The organism is Pseudoalteromonas sp. BSi20311 (assembly GCF_000239875.1).
Taxonomy (GTDB): Bacteria; Pseudomonadota; Gammaproteobacteria; order Enterobacterales; family Alteromonadaceae; genus Pseudoalteromonas.
In genome coordinates, this window is sequence record NZ_BADU01000039.1 from 45,633 (window position 1) to 60,739 (window position 15,107).

13 protein-coding genes are annotated in these 15,107 nt (G+C 39.6%); 4 read left to right on the forward strand and 9 right to left on the reverse strand.

Features of this window, described 5'->3' with window-relative positions; all coding sequences use genetic code 11:
* Window positions 1–41: 41 nt before the first annotated feature.
* The 3 genes from P20311_RS03770 to P20311_RS03780 all read right to left on the reverse strand — a co-directional run bounded on the left by P20311_RS03770 (window position 42) and on the right by P20311_RS03780 (window position 2,700).
* Window positions 42–935: a carbon-nitrogen hydrolase gene (locus P20311_RS03770; protein ID WP_008109825.1), complete on the reverse strand. Its 894-nt coding sequence runs from the start codon at window positions 933–935 to the stop codon at window positions 42–44.
* On the reverse strand, window positions 932–1,987 hold the full coding sequence (locus P20311_RS03775; protein WP_008109826.1) for an agmatine/peptidylarginine deiminase: 1,056 nt from the start codon (window positions 1,985–1,987) through the stop codon (window positions 932–934). The genes P20311_RS03770 and P20311_RS03775 overlap by 4 nt, the downstream gene beginning before the upstream one ends.
* Window positions 1,988–2,097: 110 nt before the next feature.
* Window positions 2,098–2,700: a PilZ domain-containing protein gene (locus P20311_RS03780; protein ID WP_008109828.1), complete on the reverse strand. Its 603-nt coding sequence runs from the start codon at window positions 2,698–2,700 to the stop codon at window positions 2,098–2,100.
* 286 nt (window positions 2,701–2,986) lie between these two features.
* Between P20311_RS03780 and P20311_RS03785 the strand changes: the two genes are divergently transcribed.
* The 3 genes from P20311_RS03785 to P20311_RS03795 are packed head-to-tail and all read left to right on the forward strand — an operon-like array spanning window position 2,987 to window position 7,659.
* Window positions 2,987–3,544 carry an RNA polymerase sigma factor gene (locus P20311_RS03785; RefSeq protein ID WP_008109831.1) on the forward strand — a complete coding sequence of 186 codons (558 nt, stop codon included), beginning with the start codon at window positions 2,987–2,989 and terminating at the stop codon, window positions 3,542–3,544.
* On the forward strand, window positions 3,541–4,617 hold the full coding sequence (locus tag P20311_RS03790; protein ID WP_008109832.1) for a FecR family protein: 1,077 nt from the start codon (window positions 3,541–3,543) through the stop codon (window positions 4,615–4,617). The genes P20311_RS03785 and P20311_RS03790 overlap by 4 nt, the downstream gene beginning before the upstream one ends.
* 9 nt (window positions 4,618–4,626) lie before the next feature.
* A complete protein-coding gene (locus P20311_RS03795; RefSeq protein WP_008109834.1) occupies window positions 4,627–7,659 on the forward strand; it encodes a TonB-dependent siderophore receptor in 3,033 nt (1,010 codons plus the stop codon).
* A gap of 331 nt (window positions 7,660–7,990) precedes the next feature.
* Here the strand turns inward: P20311_RS03795 and P20311_RS03800 are convergent, their stop codons facing one another.
* From P20311_RS03800 to P20311_RS03825, 6 genes are all read right to left on the reverse strand, one after another.
* Window positions 7,991–8,434, reverse strand: a complete 444-nt coding sequence (locus tag P20311_RS03800) for a PA2169 family four-helix-bundle protein (protein WP_008109836.1) — start codon at window positions 8,432–8,434, stop codon at window positions 7,991–7,993.
* A 171-nt stretch (window positions 8,435–8,605) separates the two neighbouring features.
* A complete protein-coding gene (locus P20311_RS03805; protein ID WP_008109839.1) occupies window positions 8,606–9,544 on the reverse strand; it encodes a LysR family transcriptional regulator in 939 nt (312 codons plus the stop codon).
* 16 nt (window positions 9,545–9,560) lie between these two features.
* Window positions 9,561–11,279, reverse strand: coding sequence for a bifunctional isocitrate dehydrogenase kinase/phosphatase (gene aceK, locus P20311_RS03810; RefSeq protein ID WP_008109841.1), 1,719 nt, complete (start codon window positions 11,277–11,279; stop codon window positions 9,561–9,563).
* A gap of 183 nt (window positions 11,280–11,462) precedes the next feature.
* Window positions 11,463–11,954: a DUF4124 domain-containing protein gene (locus P20311_RS03815; protein WP_036934386.1), complete on the reverse strand. Its 492-nt coding sequence runs from the start codon at window positions 11,952–11,954 to the stop codon at window positions 11,463–11,465.
* A gap of 146 nt (window positions 11,955–12,100) precedes the next feature.
* Window positions 12,101–13,597, reverse strand: a complete 1,497-nt coding sequence (locus P20311_RS03820; RefSeq protein WP_008109846.1) for a DUF3413 domain-containing protein — start codon at window positions 13,595–13,597, stop codon at window positions 12,101–12,103.
* Window positions 13,598–13,602: 5 nt separating this feature from the next.
* Window positions 13,603–13,815 carry a DUF1414 domain-containing protein gene (locus P20311_RS03825; RefSeq protein WP_008109847.1) on the reverse strand — a complete coding sequence of 71 codons (213 nt, stop codon included), beginning with the start codon at window positions 13,813–13,815 and terminating at the stop codon, window positions 13,603–13,605.
* Between the two features lie 63 nt (window positions 13,816–13,878).
* Between P20311_RS03825 and yejK the strand changes: the two genes are divergently transcribed.
* A complete protein-coding gene (gene yejK, locus P20311_RS03830) occupies window positions 13,879–14,895 on the forward strand; it encodes a nucleoid-associated protein YejK (RefSeq protein ID WP_008109849.1) in 1,017 nt (338 codons plus the stop codon).
* The last annotated feature ends 212 nt before the right edge of the window (window positions 14,896–15,107 follow it).

Here is a 15,107-nt window from a genome sequence, read left to right on the forward strand (position 1 = left end):
CATTAAATTAGGCTCTTAACGAGTAAGAGCCACATTATTATTTAGTCACGGTAAATTTTTGTTAAATCTTGATAATGATCAATTCTACGGTCGCGTAAATACGGCCAGATACGTCTTACGTTCTCGCTGCGTTTTTGATCAAGTTTTACCATTAATATTTGTTCATTTTGGTTATCAGCCTCTGCCAACATTTCACCTTGAGGGCCTGCAATAAACGAGTTGCCCCAAAATTGAATACCGTCACTTTGACCGCTCGGGTCGCGCTCAAGGCCAACACGGTTACAACTAATCACCGGAACGCCATTAGCAACCGCATGCGCTCGCTGTGAAATAACCCAAGCATCTTTTTGGCGGGTTTGCTCGTCTTTATCATCGCGAGGGTCCCAGCCAATAGCTGTTGGGTAAATTAAAAGCTCAGCACCGGCCATTGCCATTAAACGCGCGGCTTCAGGAAACCATTGATCCCAACATACCAGTACACCTAGTTTACCTACTGAGGTTTGAATAGGCTCAAAGCCTAAGTCCCCAGGAGTAAAGTAAAACTTTTCATAAAACCCTGGGTCGTCTGGAATATGCATTTTACGGTATTTACCTGCAATGCTGCCGTCTTTTTCAAGCACCACGGCGGTATTGTGGTAAAGGCCCGTAGCACGTTTTTCAAATAATGACGCTACAATCACAATACCAAGCTCTTTGGCGAGTTCACCTAAAATATTACTACTTGGGCCTGGTATTGTTTCGGCCAAATCAAATACATCAACGTCTTCGGTTTGGCAAAAATATAAACTACGGTGTAATTCTTGAAGTACAACAAGTTGCGCGCCTTTACTTGCTGCATCGCGAATGCCCGCAATTGACTTTTCAATGTTATGTTCAGCGTTGTCACTGTTGCTTTGTTGCACTAAGGCAACTGATAAATGTGCAGGGCTTGTCATTGTGCTGCTCCAGCTAAAAATCCACGGGGTAATTGCATTGTAATGCAGTGAAGACTGCCAAATTGCTCAATAATAGGTAAACAATTTACACCAATAATTGTGTGCTCTGGGTATGCCTTTTGAACTTGCGTTAAAGCGCGTTGGTCGCTTGCATCGTCATAAGTAGGCACTAATACCGTATTATTAATAATTAAGTAATTTGCATAGGTGGCGGGTAGACGCGTATTTTCATCATCATACACGGCTTTTGGCCACGGTAACTCAATTAGCTTATATGGGGTGTTATCAGCGGTTTTAAAGCTTTTTAGTTGTTTTTCCATGGCATCTAGCGCGCTAAAATGCTCATCGCTTTCATCGTCACATTTTACATACACAAGGGTGTTATTAGGCGCAAAGCGCACTAGCGTATCAATGTGGCTATCGGTGTCGTCACCCGCTAAATAACCATGATCAACCCATAAAAAACGTGTTGCCCCTAAGTGCGCTTTTAAAAGAACTTCTATGTCACTTGGCGTTAAATTAGGGTTACGATTTTTATTCAGTAAACACTCGCTGGTTGTTAGCAATACACCGTGTTCATTTATTTCAATACCACCGCCTTCAAGTACCATATCGAGGGCTTGATACTGGTTGTTTATATTGCTTAGCTGTTTAACTAATATGTGATTTATTTGATTATCAAGGGCACTTTCAAACTTATTACCCCAGCCATTAAAGGTAAAGTCGTAGACTTTTAGTTGCTCTGGCTTTTCTATAGCGCTACACGTAAGCGGGCCATGGTCACGCGCCCACGTATCGTTAGTAGGAGTAACAACAAAATATACACGGGTCTGCTTAATACCAGCATCATTTAGTAATGAGTTTATGTGGGTTTTTAATGCCTCATCATGAGCAACAATCACTAAGGCTTGTTTCGCAGTAATATGTTTTGCAAGTTCAATATAAACGGGTTCAACACGCGCTAAATTATCAGCCCAATCGGTATTTTTGTGTGGCCATGTAAGCATAACTGCATCTTGCTCGGCCCATTCAGGTAAAAGTCTAAAGTTCATGGATTTTTAATACAAATAAAGATGGGGCTAGTTTAGCAGTTCAATTACGGCTAAGTCACTTTTAAATAAGTGTTTGAACTACAATTTAAAGCGGTAAATAAACACTGGTGTTACTCGTTTGGACTCTCTTTCGCTTTTTCAAGTTGCTGACGCTTTTTAAGCTGGCGTGTTTGCGCATGTAAACTGGCTCTAACAACCAGCTCTTGATCACTGTCTCTTATTGATACAAAGAGCAGGGTATATTGGTAATGCTCATTGTCTTGTTTTTCTATAGCAACGACTTCGCTATAACAATACACTGCAGAGGCTTCGTGTTGTAAAAACAGTTTGGTACGAAATTTCTGACCTAATGTGTACAAATGTTCACTGATAAACTTAATTCCGCCACCGCCATAACTATCGCAATAAATAGAGTTATCTTCAGGTTGTTCAGAAGCTAAAATATGGCTCATGATCAAATCTATTTTGCGCGATTGGGCTTGTAAAAACGTCGTCAGTTCTTGGGCAATATCTCCTAAGTTACGCAAAGGACCCAAGGCGCTTTGATCTAAACTACTGACTTCGTTAGCGAGTTTAAATAAAGGCGGAATGTCTGCGTCTAGTTCAGCCAAGCTTTTTGGTACCACTGCGTCATCTACAGCAAATAGATTGACGCGATTGCTTTCTTCAATTTGAAAGTAAAGCTCAAAATCAGCTAATTTTTGATTATTCATTTGTAACTCCTAACCTCTATCCGTTAATAGTAGCGTTGCGATTAGTAAATTACTACACAACAAACCAATAAAAATAAGCTAAATAACTGTTTGGCTTCACTATAAAAACGCTAGGGGTGCTACTTTTTATACAGCCATAATGATTAAAAGCATAATAAACATTCATACATTTATACTGAGTATGTATGTTAGCAACTAATAAATAACCAATAATTAACAAAATGCCTTGTAATTAACCTTAAAACTCGTAATCTTACGGTAATAATAATAACAAGGGACTACCCACGTGGCTCAAGGACTTAAATTGGCCAGTACTTTCTCAGACATATCTACGCAATTACGGCGCTTTGTGTCTAAAATCGTATTACCTGACGATGTTGATGATATTGTTCAAGAAACCTTTGTTAAAAGCTATGAAGCAGAGCTAAAACAAGATATTCAATACACCCGCAGCTATATGTTAAAAACAGCTAAGCACCTCGCCTTGAATCATATAGCTAAATGGGATAATAAATTTAGTACTCCTTTGAATCACGAAACTGAACTTCCTAAATTGCTCAAATCAATGCAATTAGAAGATGAATACACCTCCAAAGAGCGTTTTTTACTATTTTGTCGAGCTACTGAGCAATTAAGCCCTGTGGTAAGAAAGTGTTTTATATTAAAAAAAGTATATGGGATGAGCCAAAAAGAGATCGCACAGCAAATGCAGCTAAGTCAAAGCACGGTAGAAAAGCACATTGCTAAAGGACTATTAAACACCATGCTGTATATGCGCGAGCAAGCGCAAGATGAGAGTGAGCATGGGCAACAAAGTGCGAGCATTGTGAGGGCAGTAAAATGAATAACATCCATCAATTTACTTCAAAAGAATTAATCTTAGAAAAAGCATCGCTATGGATAAGCGCGATTGATCGTGGCTTAAGTACACAAGAGCAAGAGCAATTTAAACTATGGATGCTACAAAGCACCGCTCATCAAAATGCGGTATATGAGTTAGCGCAACTGTGGGACGACTTAAGTGTGCTTAACGAACTTAGCGTATTGTTTCCTAATAAACACTCAGCTGGCATTAAAACCAAGCCTGCCTATGTATATGGTATTGCAGCAAGTATTATTGCAGCCTTAATGATGTGCAGCTATTTTTTGATAAACATTGATAGCAACTTTAACCAAAATTTAGCTAAAGTAAATTATACAAAAATTTATAAAACAAAGGTTGGCGAGCAAGCAACCTATGTTTTACCAGATGGCACAATAGTTCAGCTTAATACCAATAGTTCATTGGAAGTAGCTTATAGCCAAGGGCGCAGACAGTTATTACTAAGCCGTGGGGAAGGACGTTTTAACGTAGCTAAAGATGCATCACGACCATTTAGTGTGATGGCGGGTGACAAAAGCTTTACCGCACTTGGTACAGTCTTTAATGTGCAGCGCAATACCTCATCAGATCTCGAGTTGGTAGTCACTGAAGGTAAAGTGATGATCACCGATCCTAGCGTTGCCGTTAATACTGACGATTTTAAAGCGTATCAGCAAGCTGATAACAGCAATCACGAAATCCGCCAGATCAATGCCAATATAGTGATATCGGGTGAAAAAGCTATTATTGAACAGAGCGTAACTAAACCAATTACACAATTATCGGTTGATGACGTACAACGCGATTTAGCATGGCAAAATGGCATGTTGATATTCAATGGCGAGCAACTGGTTGATGCCTTAAACGAAGTTAGCCGTTATACCGCCACGCGATTTGAACTGTCATCTGATGAATTAGCGCGTATTAAAGTGGCTGGCGTGTTTAAAGCGGGTGATGTCGCAGGGCTTTTAGAGAGCTTACAAAATAATTTTTCAATTGAGCATGAGCGTTTAGGCGAGCATGTTGTTAGTTTAAAATATCAAAAAAAGTCATAGGTAATGGTAATGAAAATCACGCCATTGTTAATCAATGTTACTCATAAGGGTTTAAAAAGTAATTTAAAGATTAAAAAAATGATAAAAACCTATAGAGGATTTTTGTTTGCTAACTGTTTATATAAGTTGCGCAGTAACCATATGTGTTATTTAAGCCCGTTGGGACTCGTTGCACCGCTGTTTTTTAGTATCAGTGTGCACGCGAGTCAAACTGAGGGGCAAATGATGCAGTTTGATATAAAAGCGCAACGAGCAGACAAAGCCTTAATTGAATTTGCCAAGCAAACTGAACAAACAGTGGTTTTTTCGTACGAACTTGCTAAACAGTACCAGGCAAATTCGTTATATGGATTTTATTCTCAACTCGATGCGTTAAACGCATTGTTAGCTGAGACTGAGCTCGATGCGGTTGTTGATCAAAATGGTTTACTGAGTATTAAACTCAAACAAATCAATAGGAAAGATAACAACATGATGAAGCTTTCAGGAGTTAGTGCTGCTGTATTACCTGCTTTACTTGCAGTTAATTCACAAGGAATAAATGCCGCTGAACAAAGCGCAGAACAAAACATCGAAAAAATTGCTATTGTAGGTAGTCGTGTCGCAGGACGCTCAGTTGAAGACTTACCTGTCCCCGTTGATATTTTAAGTGCAGAAGCACTCGAAAATACCGGTCAAACTGAAGTTGGCCGCATGCTTCAAGCTATCGCACCTTCTTTTAACTTTTCAAGTTCATCTATTAGTGATGGTACTGATGCATTAAGACCCGCAACCTTACGTGGCCTTGGCCCGGATCAAACATTGGTATTGATCAATGGTAAGCGTCGTCATCAAGCCAGTATTATCCACATTAATACTTCTGTTGGTCGTGGTACTGCGGGTACTGACATGAATGCGATTCCAGCCTCAGCCATTAAACGTATTGAAGTACTGCGCGACGGCGCTGCGGCTCAATATGGTTCGGATGCAATTGCCGGTGTTATTAATATCGTGCTAAAAGATGGCAGCGAAGGTGGTAAAGCGGCCGTTAACTACGGTGAGTACTCTGAAGGTGATGGCGAAACCGTTAATATCGACTTTAATAAAGGCTTTGCTTTAGGTGATAACGGTTATTTAAATACAACTATTAACTACCGTGATCGTGCACCAACTAACCGTGCAGGCCTTCATGGCTCATGTCAGTTCTATGGCTGTACTGAACTTTCTGATGGTACCTTGCTTGCAGGTGATCCACGCGAATTAACCGCACCGCGTGATACATTCAGAATTGGTGATGCTGATTCACAACAATTTGGTTTAACAGTTAACACCGGCTACGAATTAGGAGCGGGTGAACTATACGGTTTTATTACCTATTCAACTCGTGATAACGAATCAGCAGCATTTTTCCGCCATAATGCTAATGCAGGTGGTAACCCGGTACTTCAAGATGGCGATGCAACTATCCCAGCTGGTTTTTTACCTAAAATAAACACCACGATTGACGATATTTCATATAACTTTGGTTATAAAACTGAATTTGATAACGACTCAAGCTTAGACTTATCGTACACCTATGGTGAAAACAGTATTGACTACACGACTAGCGATACTATTAACGGCTCTTACGCGAATTTTTTACGTTATGATCAAGGCCTAAGTGCAGCAGATATTCGCGCCACGATTCCACGTCAAGGTTACGCTTATGGCATGGAGCTATCACTGCAAACGATTAATCTTGATTTTACTCAAAATTTCGATGATTACTCATTGGCAATGGGTGCTGAAATTCGTACCGATGAGTACCGAATTTTAGAGGGTAGTGAATACGCATATCGTGATTACGATACCAACAACGGTGTTAATATTTATGATGGACTAAGCGGTGGTGTTGGCAGCGAAAACGCATCCGGTGGCACACAAGGCTTTGGTGGTTCATCGCCAGCATCGTCGGTTGATGAGTCCCGTGATGTGATCTCGTTTTACTTAGACGCTGAAGCTTACGTTATTGAAGATGTGATTATCTCAGGGGCGTTACGTTACGACAATTACAAAGGGTTTGGCGATACAGTTAATTTTAAACTAGCCGGTAACTGGTCAGTAACCGAAGATATTTCACTTCGTGGTGCGCTAAGCTCAGGCTTTAGAGCACCTTCAATGCAACAGTTGTATTTTAACAACATCAGCACACAGTTTGTTGTAGGCCCTAATGGTAACTTAGTGGCTGAAGAAGTGGGTACCTTTAGAAACGACTCAACCCTTGCCCAAAGTTTAGGTATTCCTAAGCTCACAGAAGAGAAATCTCAAAACCGTAGTTTAGGTATCGTTTATAACGTAAGCGATAATATTAATGTAACCCTAGATTACTACTCAATCGATATTGACGATCGTATTGTAATTAGTAATCGCTTAGGTAAAGGCTTATCAAGCAGCCTTGATGCCGCGTTACTGAGCTCGGGTGCAGGTGCAGGGCAGTTTTTCTTAAATGGCGCTGACACTGAGACACAAGGTATCGACTTTGTGGCTACATGGAATACAGAAGGCCTAGGTGGCACGCTTGATTTTACTTTAGCGGCTAACTTTACCGAAACCGATGTGGTGTCTCTATTTACACCAGCAGGCTCTGGCCTTGAAACCGTGCCAGTCGATGATGTGTTTTCTGATCAAGAAATTTCTATTATTGAAGAATGGCAACCAGAAGATCGAATTAACTTAAGTGCACTTTATCGTCGCGACGACTGGACCGTAAACCTATCGCTTAACCGTTTTGGTGAGTACACAGTTGAAGATGGCGGCCGCCAGACTTACGGTGCTGAAATTTTAACGGATATTAAAGTAAACTATTTTGTGACTGATGATTTATCGGTAAATATTGGCGCAAATAACTTATTTGATGTTTACCCAGATGAAAACACCATAGGTAATTCACGTTCAGGCACAATTGTGGATGCTCAAGGTAATACTATTGTCAGCAGTGACGGGGTATTTAAGTACTCACGTCGTTCAGCGCCATTTGGCTTTAATGGTGCTTACTACTACGTAGGCGCAGAGTACCGCTTTTAATAAGGGTCTGTTGACCTTTTTGGATTAAAATTTGTTCAAACTAGGAGCGGTTTAATCGCGGCGCGAGGTTTGTAACCTAGTGGGCTAAGTAAAAACCGAGCAACAAAGAGTAAATCGCCCCTAGGCAGAACCCTTCGGGCAGCGCCTGTGTGGTATTGATGCAGCGTTATCGCCTATTTATGGGGAATAACCACACCACATAGGCTCTGTCTTGCCTAAATACCAAACAGACTGCTGCAAATTCAACCTTAAAAGGTAAACAGACCCTAATAACTCTCCTATTGTTATTTAACAACCAAAGGGCCGTCAGGCCCTTTTATCGTTTTTAAACTTAATGTTTTTGCATTTTACTCATTTCTGCATGGCAGCTTTGCATGGTAAGTAATACCTTTGATAGCGCAGCTTCACAGTCGTGGGACTGAGGCTTTTTCAACGCTATTTTTATTTCTTCTAAGGTTTTATCTTCCACTTCCTCAAGCTCTTTAACGTATATTTGATCGTTATCGTTAGTAAATTTACTGATCAAAGCGGTGAATGCTTGGCGTGCTTCTACAACAAACGACGAGCCATCTTCGCGTTCACCCTGCTGATTAATTGCATAAGGTTGTAAACTCTCCACACAGACTTTACGCGCGTCAATCATACGTTGAAATAGGGCACCTATTGCGGGGTCTTGTATTTTATCTTGTGCTTTTTGGTAAAAGTCGATGCCGCTATTCATTACTTGGATAATGTCGGTAATATGATTTATTTCTTGTCCTTGATGGGTGCTCATAATAATGACCTCTGTTAATTTAAAATACAGTCATTACCAAGCAAGCGCTATTCCAAACAAGCTTTATTTTTAAGTTTTTGTATTTTATGGCTTTTAATTGTTTTTGACGGGGAGGAAGGCTTGCTAACCAAGCGCTAGCAAGCAAATTTTACATAAAGGTATGTAAGAAGGTTATTTTAGCTCATCCGCTACTTCAGCTACTTTTTGGCGTAACCAAATATGGCTAGCATCTCTGTGTAATAAAGGGCTCCATATCATATCAAGTTCAAATGGCGGAATAGGAAAGGGTGGCTCAAGTATTTTAAGCCCAGGATCGTCTACATAAATATTAGCTGCCTTTGAGGGCAAAGTCGCAACTAGGTTTTTCTCTTTCGCTAAATGAATAGCGACATGGTAGTTACGAGTAAAAGTGGCAATATTTCGGTGTTTACCAAAATGCGCCAGTGCTTCGTCAACCCAGCCCAGCTTTTGCACATCTTTAGGATCCATCCCTACACCCACACCAAAACCTGTCTTACTTACCCAAATGTGGCGAGCTTTTAAATAGCTGTCTAGACTAAAGTTTTCAATAATAGGGTTGTCGGATTTGACTAAACAGCAAAAGCTATCTTTCCAAATACGTTTATGATGAAACGACTGTGGTAAATTTTCAAAGCGGTTAATCGCCATATCTACTTTACCGTTTTCAACATCGTGAAAGGTTACATCACTGGGAGTTAAAATATCTAAGGTGGTGTCGGGCGCTTCTTCGTGTAGTTTACCTAATAAACGCGGTGCCATGGTACTGGCTGCGTAATCACTGGCCATGATCCTAAATACCCGTTTGCTTTGTTTAGCATCGAACTCACGATTAGGTGCCAGTGTTTCTTCAAGGGTCATCAAAATACCACGAATGACAGGCTGTAGCTCAATAGCACGCTCGGTCGGTACCATGCCATCGCTGGTACGTACTAAAATAGGATCATTAAAAAGGTTTCGTAGGCGTTTAAGTCCGTTACTCATGGCCGGTTGAGTAATACTAAGCTGGTTTGCAGCACGAGTAACATTACATTCGCGCAGTAATGTATCGAGGTAAACCAGTAAATTTAAATCTATTTTACTTATATTCATTGTGTGTCCTTAACGTTTACCAATAATGGATAAAACGTTGTGCTGTAGGATAGGGATAAATATGACTCACCTTTCCATTTTTTATATTTTGTTGTGCTTGTTTCCAAAAGTTCACATCAAGTAATTCAGGGTGCGTGCTAGTTAAAAATTGTTTATATGTTGGGTTAGGCATTACAAAAGTACATAGCTGCTCTGGAAATACATCTTGAGGAGCAACCGAGTAACTTTGTTCGTCCATTAAATAATCGTCATAACTTTTTGCTTTGGGTAGTGCTCTAAAGTTCATGTCTGTTAAATATTGCACTTCGTCGTAATCGTAAAAAATAATACGTTTGTGCTTACTTACACCAAAGTTCTTTAACAACATGTCACCGGGGAAAATATTCACGGCAATCATTTCTTTGAGTGCTTGACCATACTCTTCTATGGCATCGGCGGCACTTTTTTCATCTGCATTTTCTAAAAACAGATTAAGCGGTGTCATGCGTCTTTCAATATATAAATGTTTTATAATTAACCAGTCACCTTCAATAACCATTGATGATCCAATGGTTTTATGTAACTGCGCTAACAAGTTACTATCAAAACGCGCTAAAGGAAATACGACGTTTGAATACTCTATAGTGTCGGCCATTCGCCCTACACGGTCGTGGCTTTTAACCAATTGATAGCGTTTTAATACGGTATCGCGACCAAATGGCTTACTTTCACCAAATTTATCTTTGATGACTTTAAATACATAGCCAAATGAGGGCAGAGTAAATACCATCATCACCATACCTGGGGTGCCAGGTGCAATGGTAAATTCGTCATTAGAATGGGTTAAATGATTCAAAAACTCACGGTAAAACTCAGTTTTTCCTTGTTTATGAAAACCAATCGCATTGTAAAGCTCGGCTAAGGTTTTATTCGGCATCAGTTGGTTTAAAAACCGCACTAACGCGGAAGGGGCGTGAGTTTCTACCATAAAGTAAGCGCGTGCAAAGCCAAAAATAACCCGCATTTGCGACGACTTAGTCAGCAGGGCATCAAGATATAACCCCTGATCTTCATGGTGAAGTACCGCAATGATAAAAGGTTGAACGCCACTTTGCGATACAACACGCCCTACAATATACGCGGCTTTATTGCGGTAGAACGGCGTGTGTAATATATCAAAACGCATTTGCCAATGCTGGTGGTGAGTATCGGGGGCCTGCTTATAAAACGCTTTAACTAATAAACGAATATCGCGCTCAAGATTGACAAAATCGGCTTTAAAATCAAAGTGGTTAATGATTCGTTTAATGGTTGGTTTTAAACCGTCCACTACAGGGAAGTAGCTTCTGTATTCAGCTTCTACAGGCACTGAAGGCGCATCTTTGAGTGTTGCTTCAACAAAAATAAAATCGTTATGGAAATAGCGGCGGTGGTACAGGCGGCAAAATACGGAGTTATAAAATGTCTCAGCAAGCTCAGCTTGCGGATGAAAACATAAAAAATGCTGGTAAATTTTCTTTACTTCAAGCCATAAGCTTTCGTTTAGCTGGTCTGTTTGCTGGCGTTCACGTAAGGTTTTTGTGGTTTCGTTAACCCGATCATCGTAATAACTAATACGCAAGCGGCTAATATCATTAATTGCTTGCCAATCTCTTTTAGCAAACGCATAGGGCGCTTTTGCTGTTGTTCTTTGAAACAGCAAGTAATGTTTTTTAAATCCGGTTAAAATTAATTCAGCAATTTGGCGTGGTTGCATCAGTACTCCTTAATTGACGCCTTTAGGTGTTTAGCAAAGTGCAGGTGGATACCATTTAAATTGTAAAAGGTGGTTAAAAGAAGTTGCACCACTAAACACGCATTAGAGTTCGAACTCTACGGTTGTTAAGGGTATGTTATTTTATGTTTAAAACCAAGCTAATTAAGATGATATTTATTTAAGTTAATTAGTGGCTGATTGGTAGGCATCAATCTTTTTTTGTAATTTTTTAATTCGCTTTTCAATCAACTTTTTATCTTTTTTATATTGCTTATCTAAGCTTTTTTGTGTCTTTTTAATATCTTTACTAATTCGTTTTTTGTCTTCCGCACTCAATATATGATTTAAGCGCTGTTGTTGCTTAAAATCAGCTCTGTCTTTTTCTCGTGTAAGAATGGCGAGTTTATGCTGGTTACTGCGCAGCTCTGCCTCTAAGTTGGTAATTATGGTGTCGCGTTCAAGTTCGTTTAACTGCTGGGTGTAGTTTATTTCTTCACCTGTCTGTTTAGGCTCAGTGGAAGTTATTTTATGCATGGTTGCATTGTTACTACAGGGAAATTGTGAAAATGTCGTTCCTTTTGGAGTAACGCATTTGTAGTAGGTGGTTTGAGCTAATGCGAAAGGGCTAAAACAAAAAAGGCAGACAATAATGATCAGATTAATAACGTTGAACATAATGATTATCCTTTGCATATTCTGATCGAGTTAATAATTTTTAATGCTAAAAACTATAACCTAGCTTGGGGGGATAGCAAGTGCAAAGGAATAAAAATAGAAAATCAAGCGAGCCAGTGCTAATAACCCGCTTGAACTATCAGGTGCTATTGAGAAAAAGTTTTGAGCTTTTTAATACTGTGTACTAAAAACGGAATATCAAGTCCTTGTTCAATTGAAAACCCTTCAGCTGCGGAAATATTTCTAAAATTTCCGTCACGATCAATTAGCGTAATTCTATCTTTTTTATAAGCTATCACGACACCTTGTGAGTAATTAACGCCAATGTTATTACTTTTACTGTATAAGTTTTTACCTAACATTGTCTGCTCTGCAAGGGCATTACAGTTTAAATATTGGCCAAGGGCAGTAGCAATAATATCACTCGGCTGAATTAAGCCGTTCACTTTAGAAATAAACTTATCTGAGCTATATAGCGTTGACGTAGTCACTATTTCATTACTGTTTTGCGACACACTAAATGCAAAAAACTCAGTAGCATCATCGCGTACAGTCGCGCTTTCATTTGCTTTGATAACCCTGATTGTACTGTCTTTGTGTGCTTGCTCGTTAATAAAGCTCAGCTCATCAATACCGTATACTTCTACACTTCGACGTTGGCTTTGCCAAACGGGTAACGTTTGTTGCTCAATAATGTCGGTTTTATAAAATGCAGGCAGGCCGTACACTAAACCAAATAGCATGTCACTATGATCTGTGGGTTGTAAAAATTGCTGATTTTTATAAATGCCTTGGTTGCTGGCAACAAATTTTGCTAACTGTTCGTCATTATCAAACACTAAAATATCTACTTTAGCTGCGTTGTAATCTTCACATTTTGCTAGTGGGGTAGGTATTTGGTAATTAATACCTTGGTTATTAATTTTAACATTATGCGCTTGTTCGTAGCTTTCAACATCTAACAAGTCGTTTTTGGCGAGTAAACTTTTGGCTGTAGTTGGGTACGAAAGCGGTAATACGTTGTCTTGCTTGGTGATATCAAATTTTAAATTTGCATCTGCCCAAATGTGAATGCTGTGGCTTAATGCAAAACAAATCACTAAAAAAGAACCAGCATAACGGGCAAATTTAAATTGTTTTAAACGCCCTAAATGGTGCCAAGTAAAGTTACTAACCGTAAGCTGAAAGCCTAAAATAAGTAACACAATACTGCCAGCAAGCAAGGTAGTGAGCGCAGGTGAAGTGGTTAAGCGGTGCCACAGCAACGAAATAATTTCAGGCAGTGCTGAGGCATTTAAGTGATAGCCCAAGTTAAAATACACATAAGCGTCCAAAGTAAGTATTGAAGCACCTATTGTTGCTATCACTGCTGCCATACCGCGAATATGCTGTGGATAGGGAAACACTAAACTTAAAGGAAAAACCGTCAGCACAAACGCTAAAAATGCAATAAAGCTGGTGTGGCTTAGCCACGTAACCACCATATAAGTGATACCTATATAAGTGGTGGGCGGTGAGTCGGCAAATAAATAGCTTAAGCTAATTAAAAGCGCTAAACCAATATTGGCAAATGTAAACCAATGGCCCCAACTTAATAATTGACTTGCTTTCGATGAAAACTGGTTATGCTGCGATAAATTCATAGAGTTTATTTAACCGACTGAGCGAGTGCTTTTGCAAAGTTCTCAGTAACAGCTTGTCTTTTCCCTGTTGGTACATGCTCTTTTAAGATATGCGTGATAGAATTTCCTAAACACATAAGACTTAAATCAACCGGCGCATTGTGTTTTGATAAAACATCAATAAGCTGATCGACGATTTGTTCTACTTCTTCATTAGAGTATTTTGATAAGATTGGCATCAGTTGGTTCAATAAAAATAGTTATATTCCCGTATTTTAACACCAGAGGCGTGAAAAACAAAGATGGCAATAGATGTTAAAAAATTAGTCGTGCACTATGTAGACAAAAAAGATGACGACACCCAAATTCACCTTCGCAACGATGAAATGATGATCAACGACAAAGTCGCTGTATTCATTGAGCAATTACACCATGCCTACAATGGCAAACCGGGCAAAGGTTTTTGTGCTTTTAGTGACGAAAAAAACAGTATTGTTGCCTCTACTATGCAAAGCTACCGCAATAATGAGCTTGGCTTTTGGCATATGACCGAGCAAGCATCAACGGTATTAAAAGAAGAGTTAGATAAATACGCTTTTAATGAGACTGGCTATTTAGTATTTTGTCATTATCAGTACGTGGCTACTGATTATATGTTGATTGCCATGATCAACATTAAAGAACACTACTCAATGACTTCAGAGCTTGATTTAGCCGCATCGCGCCATTTAGATATTTCGCGTATGCAATTGGCTGCCCGCATCGATTTAACCGCATGGGATACCCAAGCAGACGATAATCGTTATATTTCATTTATTAAAGGCCGTGCAGGGCGAAAAGTAGCTGACTTTTTCTTAGATTTCTTAGGCTGTGAAGAGGGTATTGACCCTAAGCAACAAAGCCAAGTGATGCTAAGCGCGGTAGAAGACTACTTATCAGAGCAGCAATTCGATAAGTCTGAAAAAGACGATTTACGTAAGCAAGTATTTGATTATTGTAACGACTGTGTCACCACAGGCGAAGAGGCTAATGTAAGTGAGCTTTCAGCAACGCTGACCAAAGGCGATGACAATCCGTTTGAGAGCTTTTGTAAAGAGCAAAGCTATGACTTAGAAGAGTCGTTCCCAGTCGATAAGAAAACAGTAACGAGTATGGTTAAGTTTTCAGGCTTAGGTGGCGGTGTAAGCATTAGCTTTGAGCGTAAACATTTAGGTGAGCGTGTCACGTATAATGAAGCGACAGATACACTAGTTATAAAAGGCATTCCGCCAAATCTAAAAGATCAGCTACAGCGTTTTATGGAACAAGAGCAAGATTAAACTTCGTTAAACACTGTTTGATTAAACCAAAAGCACGATATTAATGCCGTGCTTTTTTGTGTCTAAAGTAGAGTTTAGAGCTTTCTAATAAGCGGGTATTTACCTTGGTTTTTTAATTCAAACGCGGGGTGAACCCGCTGCTACAAGGTTTAGATGTAGCAGCGACTTTATGTCGCGTCATTAAAGATAGTTTTGGCGGGCAACGAGCTACA

Coding starts and splice junctions, on each gene's coding strand:
- P20311_RS03815 (WP_036934386.1), bottom strand. CDS start 11,954: ATGTTCAACGTTATTAATCTGATCATTATTGTCTGCCTTTTTTGTTTT.
- P20311_RS03780 (WP_008109828.1), bottom strand. CDS start 2,700: ATGAATAATCAAAAATTAGCTGATTTTGAGCTTTACTTTCAAATTGAA.
- P20311_RS03805 (WP_008109839.1), bottom strand. CDS start 9,544: ATGAATATAAGTAAAATAGATTTAAATTTACTGGTTTACCTCGATACA.
- P20311_RS03770 (WP_008109825.1), bottom strand. CDS start 935: ATGACAAGCCCTGCACATTTATCAGTTGCCTTAGTGCAACAAAGCAAC.
- P20311_RS03820 (WP_008109846.1), bottom strand. CDS start 13,597: ATGAATTTATCGCAGCATAACCAGTTTTCATCGAAAGCAAGTCAATTA.
- yejK (WP_008109849.1), top strand. CDS start 13,879: ATGGCAATAGATGTTAAAAAATTAGTCGTGCACTATGTAGACAAAAAA.
- P20311_RS03795 (WP_008109834.1), top strand. CDS start 4,627: ATGAAAATCACGCCATTGTTAATCAATGTTACTCATAAGGGTTTAAAA.
- P20311_RS03775 (WP_008109826.1), bottom strand. CDS start 1,987: ATGAACTTTAGACTTTTACCTGAATGGGCCGAGCAAGATGCAGTTATG.
- P20311_RS03825 (WP_008109847.1), bottom strand. CDS start 13,815: ATGCCAATCTTATCAAAATACTCTAATGAAGAAGTAGAACAAATCGTC.
- P20311_RS03800 (WP_008109836.1), bottom strand. CDS start 8,434: ATGAGCACCCATCAAGGACAAGAAATAAATCATATTACCGACATTATC.
- P20311_RS03790 (WP_008109832.1), top strand. CDS start 3,541: ATGAATAACATCCATCAATTTACTTCAAAAGAATTAATCTTAGAAAAA.
- aceK (WP_008109841.1), bottom strand. CDS start 11,279: ATGCAACCACGCCAAATTGCTGAATTAATTTTAACCGGATTTAAAAAA.